14 protein-coding genes are annotated in these 15,425 nt (G+C 64.3%); 7 read left to right on the top strand and 7 right to left on the bottom strand.

Going from position 1 to position 15,425, the window contains the following annotated elements; translation table 11 throughout:
- Window positions 1–44: 44 nt before the first annotated feature.
- Together NLM31_RS29695 and NLM31_RS29700 are read left to right on the top strand one after the other, a co-directional pair.
- Complete coding sequence (locus tag NLM31_RS29695; RefSeq protein ID WP_254194571.1) at window positions 45–857, top strand: uridine kinase; 813 nt, start codon at window positions 45–47, stop codon at window positions 855–857.
- 13 nt (window positions 858–870) lie between these two features.
- On the top strand, window positions 871–1,698 hold the full coding sequence (locus NLM31_RS29700) for a molybdenum storage protein subunit alpha (protein WP_254194572.1): 828 nt from the start codon (window positions 871–873) through the stop codon (window positions 1,696–1,698).
- Between the two features lie 81 nt (window positions 1,699–1,779).
- Here the strand turns inward: NLM31_RS29700 and NLM31_RS29705 are convergent, their stop codons facing one another.
- From NLM31_RS29705 to NLM31_RS29715, 3 genes are all read right to left on the bottom strand, one after another.
- Window positions 1,780–2,709: an aspartyl/asparaginyl beta-hydroxylase domain-containing protein gene (locus NLM31_RS29705; RefSeq protein WP_254132692.1), complete on the bottom strand. Its 930-nt coding sequence runs from the start codon at window positions 2,707–2,709 to the stop codon at window positions 1,780–1,782.
- Between the two features lie 144 nt (window positions 2,710–2,853).
- A complete protein-coding gene (locus NLM31_RS29710) occupies window positions 2,854–3,009 on the bottom strand; it encodes a hypothetical protein (RefSeq protein ID WP_254194573.1) in 156 nt (51 codons plus the stop codon).
- Window positions 3,010–3,156: 147 nt separating this feature from the next.
- Window positions 3,157–4,080, bottom strand: a complete 924-nt coding sequence (locus NLM31_RS29715) for a LysR family transcriptional regulator (RefSeq protein WP_254194574.1) — start codon at window positions 4,078–4,080, stop codon at window positions 3,157–3,159.
- 204 nt (window positions 4,081–4,284) lie between these two features.
- Between NLM31_RS29715 and NLM31_RS29720 the strand changes: the two genes are divergently transcribed.
- From NLM31_RS29720 to NLM31_RS29730, 3 genes are read left to right on the top strand one after another with little or no spacing between them, the layout of a single operon-like run.
- Window positions 4,285–4,995, top strand: a complete 711-nt coding sequence (locus tag NLM31_RS29720) for an SDR family NAD(P)-dependent oxidoreductase (protein WP_254194575.1) — start codon at window positions 4,285–4,287, stop codon at window positions 4,993–4,995.
- A 15-nt stretch (window positions 4,996–5,010) separates the two neighbouring features.
- Entirely contained in the window at window positions 5,011–5,247 is a 237-nt protein-coding gene (locus tag NLM31_RS29725; RefSeq protein ID WP_254194576.1) for a 4-oxalocrotonate tautomerase family protein, read from the top strand.
- Window positions 5,248–5,277: 30 nt separating this feature from the next.
- Window positions 5,278–6,507, top strand: coding sequence for a YbfB/YjiJ family MFS transporter (locus NLM31_RS29730; protein WP_254194577.1), 1,230 nt, complete (start codon window positions 5,278–5,280; stop codon window positions 6,505–6,507).
- A 17-nt stretch (window positions 6,508–6,524) separates the two neighbouring features.
- Here NLM31_RS29730 and NLM31_RS29735 read toward each other — a convergent pair whose 3' ends face one another.
- The 4 genes from NLM31_RS29735 to NLM31_RS29750 all read right to left on the bottom strand — a co-directional run bounded on the left by NLM31_RS29735 (window position 6,525) and on the right by NLM31_RS29750 (window position 12,295).
- Window positions 6,525–7,985, bottom strand: coding sequence for an NAD(P)/FAD-dependent oxidoreductase (locus tag NLM31_RS29735; protein ID WP_254194578.1), 1,461 nt, complete (start codon window positions 7,983–7,985; stop codon window positions 6,525–6,527).
- 160 nt (window positions 7,986–8,145) lie between these two features.
- Window positions 8,146–9,567, bottom strand: coding sequence for an adenosylhomocysteinase (gene ahcY, locus NLM31_RS29740; RefSeq protein WP_254132698.1), 1,422 nt, complete (start codon window positions 9,565–9,567; stop codon window positions 8,146–8,148).
- A 116-nt stretch (window positions 9,568–9,683) separates the two neighbouring features.
- Window positions 9,684–10,880 (bottom strand): methionine adenosyltransferase, encoded by a 1,197-nt coding sequence (gene metK, locus NLM31_RS29745; RefSeq protein ID WP_254132699.1) that lies wholly within the window; start codon window positions 10,878–10,880, stop codon window positions 9,684–9,686.
- 59 nt (window positions 10,881–10,939) lie between these two features.
- Window positions 10,940–12,295: a hypothetical protein gene (locus NLM31_RS29750; RefSeq protein WP_254135466.1), complete on the bottom strand. Its 1,356-nt coding sequence runs from the start codon at window positions 12,293–12,295 to the stop codon at window positions 10,940–10,942.
- Between the two features lie 193 nt (window positions 12,296–12,488).
- Here NLM31_RS29750 and NLM31_RS29755 point away from each other — a divergent pair, with 193 nt between their 5' ends.
- Both NLM31_RS29755 and NLM31_RS29760 read left to right on the top strand, forming a co-directional pair.
- The gene (locus NLM31_RS29755) at window positions 12,489–13,577 is read left to right on the top strand and encodes a retroviral-like aspartic protease family protein (RefSeq protein WP_254194579.1); all 1,089 of its coding nucleotides are present in this window, start codon (window positions 12,489–12,491) and stop codon (window positions 13,575–13,577) included.
- A 99-nt stretch (window positions 13,578–13,676) separates the two neighbouring features.
- A complete protein-coding gene (locus NLM31_RS29760) occupies window positions 13,677–15,395 on the top strand; it encodes a caspase family protein (protein WP_254194580.1) in 1,719 nt (572 codons plus the stop codon).
- Window positions 15,396–15,425 lie beyond the last annotated feature (30 nt).

The following is a 15,425-nucleotide window of genomic DNA, read 5'->3' on the forward strand; positions in this document are numbered from 1 at the left end:
GTCCCACCGCAGAGACCGCATCAGAAAACGAGAGGATGTCTCGGATGTCGAACACAATCACGGAGCTCGAGGGGCTGCTGATGCAGCGCCCGCTCACCGACCCACAGCTTGTCGCGGCCGCAGAGAAGGCTTCGGACTTCCGCATCCTGCCGGATGCAACGGTCATCAAGATCGGCGGGCAGAGCATGATCGATCGCGGTCGCGCCGCGGTCTATCCGATCGTCGAGGAGATCGTTGCGGCCCGTAAAGCCCACAAGCTCCTGATCGGCACCGGCGCCGGCACCCGCGCGCGGCATCTCTATTCGATCGCCGCCGGGCTTCGCCTGCCCGCCGGCGTGCTGTCGCAGCTCGGCGCCTCCGTAGCCGACCAGAACGCCGCGATGCTCGGACAGCTCTTGGCCAAGCACGGCATCTCCGCCGTCAGCAGCGCCGGGCTCTCGTCCGTGCCGCTGTTTCTCGCCGAGGTGAACGCCGTCATCTTCGCAGGCATGCCGCCCTATAGCCTCTGGATGCGGCCCGCGGCGGAAGGCGTGATCCCGCCCTACCGCACCGATGCCGGATGCTTCCTCGTCGCCGAGCAGTTCGGCTGCAAGGCAATGATCTATGTGAAGGACGAGAACGGTCTCTACACCGCGAACCCGAAAACGTCGAAGGACGCGACCTTCATTCCAAAAATCTCGGTGGCCGAAATGAAGGCCAAGGGTCTGCAGGATTCCATCCTGGAATTCCCGGTGCTCGATCTCCTCACCGCAGCGCGCCACGTCCGCCAGGTGCAGGTCGTGAACGGCCTCGTTCCCGGCAATCTCACCCGCGCGCTCGCGGGCGAGCATGTCGGCACCATCATCACCGCGAGCTGAAGAGAGCACCGTCATGGCTGACACCAACCAGATCAAGCACGTCGCCTCGCCGCTCGCGCGCCAGACCCTTCTGGACAGCGATCTCACCCGCCCCGTCGCCGGCAATCGCCCGATCAAGCTGCTGCCCTGGCTGCAGGTCATCAAGATCGGCGGTCGCATCATGGATCGTGGCGCTGAGGCCATCCTGCCGCTCGTCGACGAGCTGCGCGCGTTGCTGCCGGAGCATCGCCTGCTGATCCTGACCGGCGCCGGCATCCGTGCCCGCCATCTCTACAGCGTCGGTCTCGACCTCGGCTTGCCGGCCGGCTCGCTCGCGCCGCTCGCCGCCAGCGAGGCCGGCCAGAACGGCCACATCCTGGCAAGCCTGCTTGCGCCCGAGGGCGTCTCCTATGTCGAGCACGGCACCATCGCGAGCCAGCTCGCGATCCACCTCCAGGCGGCGCGCGCGGTCGTCGGCAGTGCGTTCCCGCCCTACCACCATCACGAGTTCCCGACCGCGCGCATCCCGCTGCATCGCGCTGACACCGGCGCCTTCCTGCTCGCCGACGCGCTCGGTGCCGCGGGTTTGACGATCGTCGAGGACGTCGATGGCGTCTACACCACCGATCTCAATGGCGCAGACGGCAAGAAGGCCGAGCTCTTGAAAGAGACGAGCTTCGCCGAACTTGCGAAGCTCAAGGGCACACTGCCGTTCGATCCCGCGCTGCTCGAGGTGATGGCGAATGCACGCCACATCGCGCGCGTGCAAGTGGTGAACGGCCTCGTGCCCGGCCGGATCAGCGCGGCCCTGCGCGGACAGCATGTGGGGTCGATCATTCAGACCGGTGCCAAGCCGGTGTGATCGCGGCTGCGGCGTCTCCACAAACAGAAAGCCCCGGAGATTGCTCCGGGGCTTTTTGATTCAGGCAATGCGATGCGCCGATCAGGTCAATGCCGAATACACGATGAGGCCAAGAACCAGAGCGGTCAGCGAATATTTCAGCGTGTAGTAGACGTTACGATTCCACTCCTTGACCTTGCGGCTGCCGAGATGGATCTCGTAGAGCTTGCCGAACACCTTGTTGAGCACGCCGACGCTCTCGCCTTCGACGTTCTGTGTCGCTGACGCCTTGACGATGTGATGGCTGACCCAGCGGTTGATCGCGGTCATGAAGCCGAACTTCATCGGACGCTCGACATCGCAGAACAGGATGATGCGATTGACGTCAGTCTGGTTCTCGGCGCTGTGGATGAAGGTCTCGTCGAACATGAAGGCCTCGCCGTCGCGCCAGACGCATTCGACGCCGTCAACGAGGATGCGGCACTTGTTCGAGTTCGGCGTGACGAGGCCGAGGTGATAGCGCAGCGATCCGGCAAAGGGATCGCGATGAGCGCCGAGCTTGCCGCCCGGAGGCAGCATCGCGAACATGGCGCCGTGCACGCTCGGGATCGACTTGAGCAGCTCCACCGTCTTCGGGCACAGCGTGTTCGCCGAGGGCAGGAAGTCGTCGTACCATTTCAGGTAAAAGCGTTTCCAGCCGCTCTTGAAGAATGAGTAGAAACCCCAGTCGTTGTTCTTCGCTGCCGCGCGGATAAAGCCTTCGTCGAACAGGCGGACGGCCTCGTCGCGGATGGTCTCCCAGTTCTCGCTGAGCGGCTTCAACTCGGGAAACTGCTCGACCGAGATGACAGGCTTGTTCGGCACGGCCGAGCCCGCATACATCAGCACGTTATAAGGTGCGAGATAGGTCGAGTGATCGCCGAGCTGGCGCGCGAAGCGCAACCGCTGCTTGCCCCGAAAGTGAACGTAAATCGTCGATGCCGCCAGCACATACAAAATGACAAGCTGCGGCGCAAAAAGCTGTTTCAGCATTTCCCCAAATCCCGAGTAACCCAGCCGGGGACGTGATCTACCGCGGCCGGCCCCCACCGGCAAGATATTCACCGGGGGGTTGCGGTCACGCTGGGGAGAGTTCGGGGATGGAACCCGGGCTAAAATGGACCAAAACCGGCCGAATCACGCCCGGGACAGCGCCTGGAGGCCCTTGAAGGTCAGGCGCTTAGGGTCGGTAACGCCGGCGAGATAGAGCCGGCGGATGAAGGTAGTGACGGCGTCGCGGTCGCAATCGGTCAGCGCGACGACGGCGTCGACCGCGATCTTCTGGGCTTCCATTGGGCTCACCTCGGCCATGCGAGTAACCCCGGCCGAGACAGGCTAGGACTCATCCGTTAATCCGGCGTTAACCGTTCGGAACCATCGCCGATTCAGCCCAGCGGCCGTATACGCAAAACAACGCATTGGCAGTCGCGGCGCGACACCTCAGCGAGCGCCAATGCTCTTCCTGAACTGTGCAAAGTGCTTCTTCAGACGGGGCACGGCAAAATCGGCGAAGGCACGCACCTTCGGCACCGAGAGCCGGCCCTGCGGCGAGATCAGGTTCGCCGGCATCTCCGGATCCTCGTCGCTCGCAAGCAAGACCTCGAGTTCGCCGCGCGCAACCTGCTCGGCAACTTGATAGGAATACATCCGCGCGATGCCACGCCCGGCCACCGCGGAGGCGACCGCCGCATAGGTGCTATTGACCATCAGGCGCGGCGTGAACTGAACCGTCCGCGGCACCGTTGAATTCCTCGACGGCGCAAAGGTCCATGAATTCGGCAGATGCGCCATCGCCACGATCTGGTGTTTGGCGAGGTCGCCTGGCTCCGCGATGCGCGGATGCTGCTTCAGATAGCGCGGCGCGGCCACCACGACCCGACGGACCTCACCGAGAGGCATCGCCACCATCGCTGAATCCGCCAGCGGACCGATGCGAAGCGCGATATCGAACCCCTCCTCGATCAGGTTGACCGCACGATCGAACAGCAGAAGCTTTGCCGAAACGGTCGGATAAGCGTCCAGAAACGCATCCAGGATCGGGCGCAGCACCATCTCGCCTGACACCACTGGCGCCGTGATCGTCAGCAGGCCACGTGGCGCCGCGCGCGGGCCGGCCGCAATGGCGTCGGCCTCTTCGAGTTCGGTCAGCACGCGCCGGCAGATAGCGACATAGCGCTCGCCCTCCTCGCTCAGCTTGATCGACCGCGTGGTCCGGTGCAGCAGCTCGGCGCCGACGTGCCCCTCCAGGAAGGCGATGGCGCGGCTCACCGCCGCCGGCGAGCGACCGAGCTTGCGGCCTGCGGCGGCCAGGCTGCCCTCGTCCACCGCGAGGACGAACACCTTCATCGCATCCAGACGATCCATGCCTTCCCGCCGCCCCGTGAAATTCCAATGACAAATTAAGCCCTTGTCCCAGTCGCGACAACTGCCGCCGGACGCCGGTCCGGCATTCATACGCGCCGCGAAAGAGTGTCTGCCGGACGGCGTGTATTCGCGAGCAGGCCGGCGCGGCGTACCTCAACGCCCAAGCCAGCCGGTGCTGGCGCGGATCAACAACAGGAGCCCGTCATGGGTATCGAGCAAAAGGTTGCCATCATTACCGGTGCATCGCAGGGCATCGGCGCCGCCCTCGTCCAGGGTTTTCGCGATCGCAATTATCGCGTCGTTGCGACGGCGCGCTCCGTCAAGCCGTCCGGCGATGACGATGTCCTTGCCATTCCCGGCGACATCGCCGACCGGAAGACTGCGGAACGCGTGGTTGCGCAGGCCGTCGCCCGCTTCGGCCGCGTCGACACGCTGGTCAACAATGCCGGCATCTTCGTCGCAAAGCCATTCACGCAGTACACGGCCGAGGACTATGCGGCGGTGATGGGCACCAACGTCGCCGGCTTCTTCAACATCACGCAGCTCGCCATCGCCGAGATGGAGAAGCAGGGTTCTGGCCACGTCGTGCAGATCACGACCACCCTGGTCGATCAAGCCAACTCGAACGTACCCTCGGTGCTGGCCTCGCTGAGCAAGGGTGGACTGAACGCCGCGACCAGGTCGCTCGCGATCGAATACGCCAAGCGCGGCATTCGCGTGAACGCGGTTGCGCCCGGCATCATCAAGTCGCCGATGCACCCGGTCGCGACGCATGCCCAGCTCGGCGCGATGCACCCGGTCGGTCACATGGGCGAGATGTCCGACATCGTCGATGCCGTGCTCTACCTGGAGCAGGCAAGCTTCGTGACCGGCGAGATCCTGCATGTCGACGGCGGCCAGAGCGCCGGCCACTGACCGCGGAGCAGCACCATGCCCATCGTCACCATTCAAGTGACCCGAGAAGGGACGACGCCGGGAACGGCGTCGCTCACGGCGGAGGAGAAAGCCGCGCTGATCAAGGGCTCGAGCGAGCTGTTGCGCGACGTTCTCGGCAAACCGCTCGATTCCACCTTCGTCGTGATCGAGGAAGTCGACACCGACAATTGGGGCTGGGGCGGCCTACCCGTACCGGAATTCCGGCGCCGCCGCGCGAGCCCAACAGAATGATCCGTGCGCCATCGTGCGCAGGAGGATGACATGACCAACGCAAACACGAAGCAACACATCGAGACCCGGCTGCACCCGCAGCCGGGATCAGAATCACAACGAACCTGGCGCTATGCGGTGGCAGGACTGTCCGCATCGCTGGTCGGACTTGGCCTCGCCCGCTTCTCCTACACGCCGCTGATCCCGGCGCTGATTGCCGCGAAGTGGTTCAGCGCGTCCGACGTCGTCTATCTCGGCGCCGCGAACCTCGCCGGCTATCTCGCGGGCGCGCTCGCCGCACGGACTGTCGCGGCGCGCGTTGGCGCAGTTCTCGCGCTGCGGGCGATGATGGTGCTGGCGACCCTCTCGTTCTTTGCCAGCTCAGCGCCTGTGTCCTTCACCTGGTTCTTCGCCTGGCGATTCCTCTCCGGGCTCACCGGCGGAATCATCATGGTGCTGGCGGCGTCCGTCATTCTGCCGCACACCTCGCCTGCCCGGCGCGGCATCGTCGGCGGCGTGATCTTTGCGGGCGTCGGTCTCGGTGTCGCGGCATCGGGCACGCTGGTGCCGCTGTTGCTGCAACAGGGCCTGCAGCAGAGCTGGGTTGGCCTTGGCGTCCTCTCGGCCGTGCTGACGCTCGCGAGCTGGTGGAATTGGCCTGCGGACACCACGACCGGCGCTGCGCCCGCGCATCAAGCGAAGCACCATCGCACGCCGACTGCGGCCCGTGCGCTGCTGATCCAGTATGGGCTCAACGCGGTGGCGCTGGTGCCGCATATGGTCTTCATCGTCGATTTCGTGGCGCGCGGTCTCGGCCAGGGCATTGCGGCCGGATCGCGCTATTGGGTGCTCTACGGCCTCGGCGCCATCGTCGGCCCGCTCGTCACCGGTCATCTCGGTGACCGATCCGGCTTCGGCCCGGCGCTGCGCGCGGCCTTTTTGATCGAGGCGGCCGCCGTGTTGCTCCCGACCGTCAGCACCGCGCCGGCGTCACTGATCGTGTCGAGCATCGTGGTCGGCGGCTTCACGCCGGGCATCGTGCCACTGGTGCTCGGACGTATCCACGAGCTTGTCCCGCACTCGAGCGAGCAGCAGCGCGCGACATGGGGCCATGCCACCACCAGCTTTGCGCTATTCCAGGCTGCCGCGGCTTACGGCTTCTCCTGGATCTATGCGAACACCGGCGGCGACTATCTGGTTCTGTTCGCGCTCGGCGGCGGTGCCGCGGTGCTGGCGCTCGCGATCGACCTTGGCCTCGCGCTCACCACGCGCAAGGCATAGAAGCGGCGGCGGCGTGATCAGGAATATCGCATCACGCCGTCGTCGATGCGGCCGAAGCGCAACGAGACGATGTCCAGCGCATAGTTCTGGTACAACCGCCATGGCTGCTTCGAGCCTTGTTTCGGCATCTTGGCGACCGAACGCTGCACATAGCCCGAGGTGAAGTCGAGCGAAGGCTGCGCGGTGATCTCGGGGTCGTCATTGTGCGGCATGGCCTGGCGGAAATTATGCCGGTCCATGTAGTTGATGAGACGGCAGACATATTCACAGGTGAGATCGCATTTCAGCGTCCAGGAGGCGTTGGTGTAGCCGAAGGCCGACGCCATGTTCGGCACGTCGGCATACATCATGCCCTTGTAGGTCAGCGTGTTGGCGAAATCGACGGCACGACCGTCGACGCTGACATCCAGGCCGCCGACGACCTGGAGCACCAGCCCCGTCGCCGTCACGATGATGTCGGCCGCAAGCTCGCTGCCGTTCTTTAGCCTGATGCCGTCGTGGGTAAAGCTGTCGATCTCGTTGGTGACCACGGCGGCACGCTTTTCGCGGATCGCCTTGAACAGATCGCCGTCGGGCACGAGGCAGAGCCGCTGGTCCCAGGGGTTGTAGCGCGGCGTGAAATGGGTTGCGATGTCGTAGTCGGGGCCGAGCGCCATCCGTACGCCACCGAGGATCAGGTTCTTCACCTTGTCCGGCCGCCGCCGGCTGAGCTGGAAGAAGAACATTCCCCACATCACGTTGCGCCAGCGGATCAAATGATAGGCCAGCCGCGCCGGCAGATTGCGGCGCAACTTGTTGGCGACGGGATCCTGGGCGGGACGCGACACCACATAGGTCGGCGAGCGCTGCAGCATGGTGACCTGCGCCGCTGTCTTGGCGAGCTCCGGCACCAGTGTTACCGCGGTCGCGCCCGAGCCGATCACGACGACGCGCTTGCCCGCATAGTCGATGTCCGCGGTCCATTTTTGCGGATGCACGATGCGGCCGGCAAAATCGGCGACGCCCTTGAACTCCGGCGTATAGCCCGCCTCGTATTTGTAATAGCCGGAGCACATGAACAGGAAATTGCAGGTGAAGCGCACCAGCTCGGTCGCCCCCTCCCCCGTGATACGCTCGGCCTCGACGGTCCAGCGCGCCTCCGGCGTCGACCAGGCCGCGCGCTTGACGCGATGACGGAAGCGGATGTGCTTCTCGATGCCGTTTTCGGTCGCGGTCTCACGCACATAGTTCAGGATCTGCGGCCCGTCGGCGATCGCCTTCGGATCGGTCCACGGCTTGAAGGAATAACCGAGCGTGAACATGTCGCTGTCGGAGCGGATGCCGGGATAGCGAAACAGGTCCCAGGTGCCACCGATGCAGTCGCGCCCCTCCAGGATGACGTAGCTCTTGCCCGGGCACTTGCTCTGAAGATGATAGCCCGCGCCGATGCCGGATAGGCCGGCACCGACGATCAGCACGTCGAAATGTTCTTGTTGCATGGTTTCCTCCGCAGGGGAGGATTGTCCGCCCGCCAATGGTGGCCGTCAATTGGCAATCAGCCGTGCAGCAACTGGAAAGCGAGTTGAATTCCATGCGCCGAAACAACAAAGCCCCGGATCGCTCCGGGGCTTTGCGTCGTTGATCTCTGCGATCAGCGGCTCAGTAGCGGTAGTGGTCGCTCTTGTACGGACCTTCCTGCTTCACGCCGATATAGTCGGCCTGGTCCTTGCGGAGCTCGGTGAGCTTGACGCCGATCTTGGCGAGGTGGAGGCGCGCGACCTTCTCGTCGAGCGACTTCGGCAGCACGTAGACTTCCTTCTTGTACTTGCCATCCTTGTTGTTGGCGTACAGCTCGATCTGCGCCAGCGTCTGGTTGGTGAAGGACGCCGACATCACGAAGGACGGGTGGCCCATTGCGTTGCCGAGGTTCACGAGGCGCCCCTCCGACAGCATGATGATGCGGTGCTTGTCGGGGAATTCGATCTCGTCGACCTGTGGCTTGATGTTGGTCCACTTCAGGTTACGCAGACCCGCAATCTGGATCTCGTTGTCGAAGTGGCCGATGTTGCAGACGATGGCGCGATCCTTCATCGCACGCATGTGCTCAATGGTGATGATGTCCTTGTTGCCGGTCGCGGTGACGAAGATGTCGGCGCGGGGCGCGGCGTCTTCCATGGTCACGACCTCATAGCCTTCCATCGCCGCCTGCAGCGCGCAGATCGGATCGACTTCGGACACCATCACGCGGCAGCCGGCCTGGCGCAGCGAGGCGGCCGAACCCTTGCCGACGTCGCCGAAGCCCGCGACCATCGCGACCTTGCCCGACATCATGACGTCGGTGCCGCGGCGGATGCCGTCGACCAGCGATTCACGGCAGCCATAAAGGTTGTCGAACTTCGACTTGGTGACGCTGTCGTTGACGTTGATAGCCGGCCACAGCAGCGTGCCCGCCTTCTGCATGTCGTAGAGACGATGCACGCCCGTGGTGGTCTCTTCCGAAACGCCCTTGATGCTCTCGGCGATCGCGGCGAAGTAGCCCTTCGGCTTTTCCTTGAGCTGCTTCTTCAGAAGCGCGAAGAAGACTTCCTCTTCTTCCGAACCGGGCTTGTCGAGGAAGGCGGTGTCGCCCTTCTCGGCGCGCAGACCGAGATGGACGTACATGGTGGCGTCGCCGCCGTCATCGAGGATCATGTTCGGGTGACCGCCGCCGTGCCAGTCGAACAGCTTTGCGGTGTAATCCCAGTAATCCTTCAGCGTCTCGCCCTTGACCGCGAACACCGGAATGCCGGCAGCGGCGATCGCAGCCGCAGCGTGATCCTGCGTCGAATAGATGTTGCAGGAGACCCAGCGAATGTCGGCGCCAAGGGCAGCCAGCGTCTCGATCAGCACGCCGGTCTGGATGGTCATGTGCAGGGAGCCGGCGATACGCGCGCCCTTCAGCGGCTGCTTCGGGCCGTACTCTTCGCGGGTGGCCATCAGGCCGGGCATCTCGGTCTCGGCGAGCGAGAGTTCCTTGCGGCCGAAATCGGCGAGCGAGATGTCCTTGACGATGTAATCGGTGAAGCCGGGCTTCGCGTTCATTGCGAGTGTCCTGTTGTTGAACGGGCATTCCGGGACGCCTCCAAGAGGAGCCCCGGAATCGCGACGTGAGGATTAAGGATTCCGGATTCGTGCGAACCCGGAATGACGTACAAAAATTAGACCGCGCGCTTGAGCGCTTCGACGAGATCGGTCTTCTCCCAGGAGAAGCCGCCCTCGTTGTCCGGCGTGCGGCCGAAATGGCCGTAAGCCGAGGTGCGCGCGTAGATCGGACGGTTGAGATCGAGATGGCTGCGGATGCCGCGCGGGGTGAGGTCCATCGCCTTGGCGGCGGCCTTCTCGAGCTGGTCCTCCGACACCTTACCGGTGCCGTGGGTGTCGATGTAGATCGACAGCGGACGCGCCACGCCGATGGCGTAGGCGAGCTGCAGCGTGCAGCGGTCGGCAAGACCGGCGGCGACGATGTTCTTGGCGACGTAGCGGGCAGCGTAAGCCGCGGAGCGGTCGACCTTGGTCGGATCCTTGCCGGAGAACGCACCGCCGCCATGCGGAGCCGCACCGCCGTAGGTGTCGACGATGATCTTGCGGCCGGTCAGGCCGGAGTCACCATCGGGACCGCCGATGAAGAACTTGCCGGTGGGGTTGATGTGCCAGATGGTCTTCGGCGTGATCCAGTCCTTCGGCAGCGCCTCGCGCACATAGGGCTCGACGATGTCGCGGATCTGCTTCGACGAGATGTCCTCGACCAGATGCTGGTGCGACACCACGATCTCGCGCACGCCGACCGGCTTGCCGTTCTCGTACTGCACGGTGACCTGGCTCTTGGAGTCCGGACCCAGCACCTTCTCCTTGCCGGAGTGGCGCGCTTCGGAGATGAGGCGCAGGATCTTGTGGGCGTAGAAGATCGGCGCCGGCATCAGGTCGGGCGTCTCGTTGGTCGCGTAACCGAACATGATGCCCTGGTCGCCGGCGCCCTCTTCCTTGACTTCGCCCGGCTGCAGCGCGTCGACGCCCTGTGCGATGTCGGCCGACTGCGGATGCAGCAGGATTTCGATGTCGGCCTTCTGCCAGTGGAAGCCGTCCTGCTCGTAACCGATGTCCTTGATGGCATCGCGCACGACGCCCTCGATCTGCTCGTTGGTGACGGACGACGGACCGCGCGTCTCACCGGCGATCACCACCTTGTTGGTGGTGGCCAGCGTCTCGCAGGCGGCGCGGATCTGCCAGGGATCGATGCCGGCCTTCGGCCCTTCCCGGTAGAACAGGTCGACGATTTCATCGGAAATCCGGTCACAGACCTTGTCCGGATGGCCTTCGGACACGGACTCGCTGGTGAAAAGATAGGACGCGCGCATCAGTAACCCCTTGTTCCGCCGCTTCAGGCGGAGTTTGCGATGTTTACCCTTGGATTATGTCAATCACGCCGGCGCGAGATGACGTAGGATTCGTCGAGAAACCAGAGCCCGTTGTACTTTCGCAGCACATCCCTGGCGGCATCCAGAGTGCGGCCGTTTTGAGTCATATCTGTCAACCGGTCGTCCTCAATCTGAGCGACATACACCGCCGCATTCCACGCTGCAAAGGCCGTCGAGGTTCCGATGGTACCCGTCACCTCGTTGGGCAGCGCTTCCATATCATACCTGAAGATCGAACGGTTATCCGCGTAAGCATTAAAATTTAAGTCGCGGCCCAACGACCCAAGCTCATACTTCACGGCGCGCAATAGCTCATGGCGGCTCACCGAGAAAGGATTTTCTCCGGGCCAGATCGCCTGGATCATTTCCATGCCGGGATCGTGACCATGGGAGTGAATACCGATCAGCCGGCCGCCCGGCCGCAACGCCCGCGCCAGCGGTGCAATGATCCGTTTGGCCCGGAAATTGACCGAGGACAGCGCCCGGTATGGCTGGGATGCAATGACGAGGTCGAAATTGGCCTCGGTCTGGCCCGGCCGCGGAATGGTCGAATCCAGCAGGAATCGGTGGTCCTCGCGATAGAGCACCAGCACCACCGGCCGCTCATACAGCGGCATGGCGGTGCGCGGGCTGATCGCGGCACGCCAGTTCTGCTCCAGGAACGGCCGCAGCTCGGCGATCTGCTGCTCGAATTCGCCCGATGAGCCCCCCCGCAGCGGGACCTCGTGCCAGACGGTGGCAGCGGCGGCCGCAGGCGACGCGGGCGTCAGCCAGGGCGCCTCCGAATAGAACATGTTGGTGAAGACGAAAACCGACGCCGGATGCTCGAAAATGCGGTCCGGCACCTTCTCCAGCGTCAGGCGCAGATCCTCGAGACTGAGCTCCTTGCCGGCCACATAGAACGGCATGTGCGGGTAGCGCTGGTGCGTCGCGCGCAGCACCCGTGCCAGCACCGTGCCGTCGCCGACACCGGCATCGAAAATGCGCAACGCCGGGGGTCGCGGATGGATGCTGGCGAGTTCCAGCGCGACGCGCTCCGCAACCACCCGCTTCTCGCTGCAGGTGTGGACAAACAGCAGATATTTCTGCCGGTTCTCGAAGAAACGGAAATTGCCGCGCGGATCGCGCTTTTCCGGGGGCACCTGAAGACCCCGCGGCGGCGGCAGGCCGCCCGTCGTGGACGCGGCGATATAGGCCTGGATCCGCTCCAGCGTGTCGATGGTGATGCGCTTGCCCTCGCGCAGCCGGTGCACGAGCTTCCCATCGTTCACCGCACGCCGGCCAAACGTCGATTCCGCCATGTCCGCCTTGCGGCAGAACTCGGTGATTTGGCTCAGGATTTCGTCGTTTTTCATGAGTGGGACGGCGGTGGGCAGGAATGTTGGGCACGGCCCTCCTAGCAAATTCTGCCCATTGAGGGAATACCCCCTGGAATTGCTCAACAGCCGATCGATCGGCCGCACCACGCTCCGGGACACCCCCATCGTGCGTTTGGCCGCCCCCACACTTCCCGGTATACGTAGCGAACGGGGATGTTCGGGGCAGGATATGTTGAGGTCATTGTGGCTCGCCGCTTGTGTTCTGGCGGCAGTATCGGGCGGCGCACGCGCAGGTTATCTGGACGACAATCCCGACGAAGTGTTCGCATCCGTCTATGAAAGGATCGGCGTCCTGCCCGTTGCGGCCGCGCGCGACCCGTTCATCTGGCTGCGCCTGGAAGAGCTGAAGCGCGAGCCGTGCGACCAGAAGAGCATCGGCGATCTCGCACTGACGCTGGACAAGCTCGGCTACCGTCGGCAGGCCGCTGATGGGCTCTACAAGTTCGTCATGAATTGCGGCGCGCCGATCACGGCACTGCATCGCTCGATCAACATCTATCTCAGGCTCACGGATTATCCCCGAGCGGTCGAGGTCGCCGACGAGTTCATCCGGCGTGCACCGACCAATCACGACGCGCATTACTTGCGGGGCGTCGCGCTTGACGGCGTGCAAGACTACCGCCGCGCGCTGGCCGATTATTCCGATGCCATCGAGCTCTATGGCACGGACAAGAAATCGATCTCGAGCCGCGTCTTCCTGCGCATGGCTGGCGCCTATGCCGCTCTCAAACAGTTCTGCGAGGCAACAGCGCCGATCAGTCTATGGGTCGCGCTCGATCCGGCCGCTCGCGATACCAGCCAGACGCGGAAAATCATCGCGGACTACGAGAGCCAGGGCAACTGCGTCGCCTCGACCGAATCCCGCAAGGAAAGCTTCCCTCTGCGCGGGGGAAGGGACGTCGTCACGGTGAAGGCTGCGATCAACGGCGTCTCCGGACTATTCGTCCTCGATACCGGCGCGAGCTACGTGTCCGTGAAGGCCGCGTTTGCCGACCGCGCCAAGATCTCCGACACAGGCGCCAGTGAGATCACTCTCATAACGGCCAACGGCCAGATCAAGGCGAAGCTATCCAGGGCCGACAAGGTTGCGCTCGGCAAGCTGGAAGCAACCAACGTGCCCGTGGCGGTTCAGACGACGGATGACAAGAGCTTCGGCGCCGGAGTGGATGGCCTGCTCGGCATGAGCTTCCTGTCGCGATTCGAAGTGCAAATGGCCGGCGGCTTCATCGAGGTCCGCACCCGCCAACCGAAGAAGTAGGCCTGCCCTCGCAACTCACGGGATCTGAACCGGCGATCCCTCAGGGGCGACAAAAGGGGCATGTCCCCCTTCCGTCGTATCGCCCGCATCCGAAGCCCCATGCGCCGCCTGCTTTTGGCATTCGGCCTGCTGGCCGCTGCGTTCTGGTCGGCGCCCTGCTCCGCCCAGTCGCGCAGCCAGCTCGGGCCGCTCTGCACCACCGAGACCACCCCGGCGGACCAGATGGTCGACGCCTGCAGCAAGATCATCGCGCTGAAGGTTTTCAAGGGCGAGCAGCTCGCGACCGTCTATTTCTGGCGCGCGGTGGGCTGGAACAAGAAGGGCGACTACGCCCGGGTCATTGCCGACACCACCGAAGCGATCCGGCTGCAGCCGAGCCAGGCAGTCTACAACATGCGGGGCTCGGCCTATTACGACAAGGGCGACTACGACATCGCGATCGCGGATTTCGACGATGCGCTGAAGCTCGGACCGCCGAGCGGCATCATCTTCCACAACCGCGGCAATGCCTGGCGCGGCAAGGGCGACTACGCCAAGGCGATCGCCGATTACGACATGTCGATCAAGGCCGATCCGAAATCGGCATTCTCGTTCCAGAACCGCGGCATCGCGAAGGAGGCGCTCGGCGACCTCGACGGCGCGCTCGCCGACATCAACCAGGCGATCCGGCTCGATCCGACGCTGCCGCAGCCGCTGATCAACCGCACAGCGATCTGGCGCGCGAAGAACGATCTCGATCGGGCGATCGCCGACGGCAGCGAGGCGATCCGGCTCGCCAAGGACAAGCCGCCGGTCAACATCATGACGCCGCCGAACAGCGTGCTGATCTCCGCCTACACCCAGCGCGCGCTGGCCTATGAAGCCAAGGGCGACTACGCGCGTGCGAAGGACGACTACAACGCCTCGCTCGCGATCGTGGCCTCGGACGCCGGCAGCAAGGCCAATCAGGCCACCGCAAAAGTGAGGCTGTCGCTCGTGACGGACGCGACTGCCCCGATCCCGCGCGATGCGCCCGCCTCGTCGGGACAACAGCAGACCACGCCCACGCAGCAGCAGGCTAACGCCGCGTCTGCGCCCTCGCCTGCCCCCGCGACACCCGGCAGGCGCATGGCGCTCGTGATCGGCAACGGCGCCTATGCCCATGTGAAGGCACTGCCCAACCCACCCAACGACGCGCGCGCCGTCGCCAAGAGCTTGCGTGAGATCGGCTTCATCGTATCGGAGGGCGTCGATCTCGACCGCGCCGCGATGCAGAAGATGACGCGCGAGTTCTTGCGTGATGCGGCGCGGGCGCAGGTCGCACTCGTCTACTATGCCGGTCACGGCGTGCAGGTCGACGGCCGCAACTATCTCATTCCCATCGACGTCGAGCTCAAACCCGGCGCGAGCATGACCGAAGCGATGATCGACATGGACACCATCATGGCCGGCCTCGATGACCAGGTTCGTACCAACATCCTGATCTTCGATGCCTGCCGCAACAATCCGATGGCGCAACAGGTTGCAAGCACCGGCGGCAGTCGCGGCATCGAGGGCGCGCCAGGCCTCGCGGCACCGTCGAGCCTCGGGTCCGGCGCAACGCTGGGGGCCGGCACACTGATCGCATTCGCGACAGCGCCGGGCCAGGTGGCGCTCGACGGCGAAGGCGCGAACTCCCCCTTCTCCGCAGCACTCTCCCGCCACATCGGCACGCCCGGCCTGGAAGTGCAGCAGATGCTGACACGGGTGCGAGCCGAGGTGGTCTCGGGCACGAAAAACAAGCAAGTGCCGTGGTCGAACTCGTCGCTGCTGGGCGAGGTTTATCTGGTGGAGAAGTGAGGGCCGCGCAGCTCCCGGGCCCTGCTACGG

The organism is Bradyrhizobium sp. CCGUVB4N (genome assembly GCF_024199945.1).
Lineage (GTDB): Bacteria > Pseudomonadota > Alphaproteobacteria > Rhizobiales > Xanthobacteraceae > Bradyrhizobium.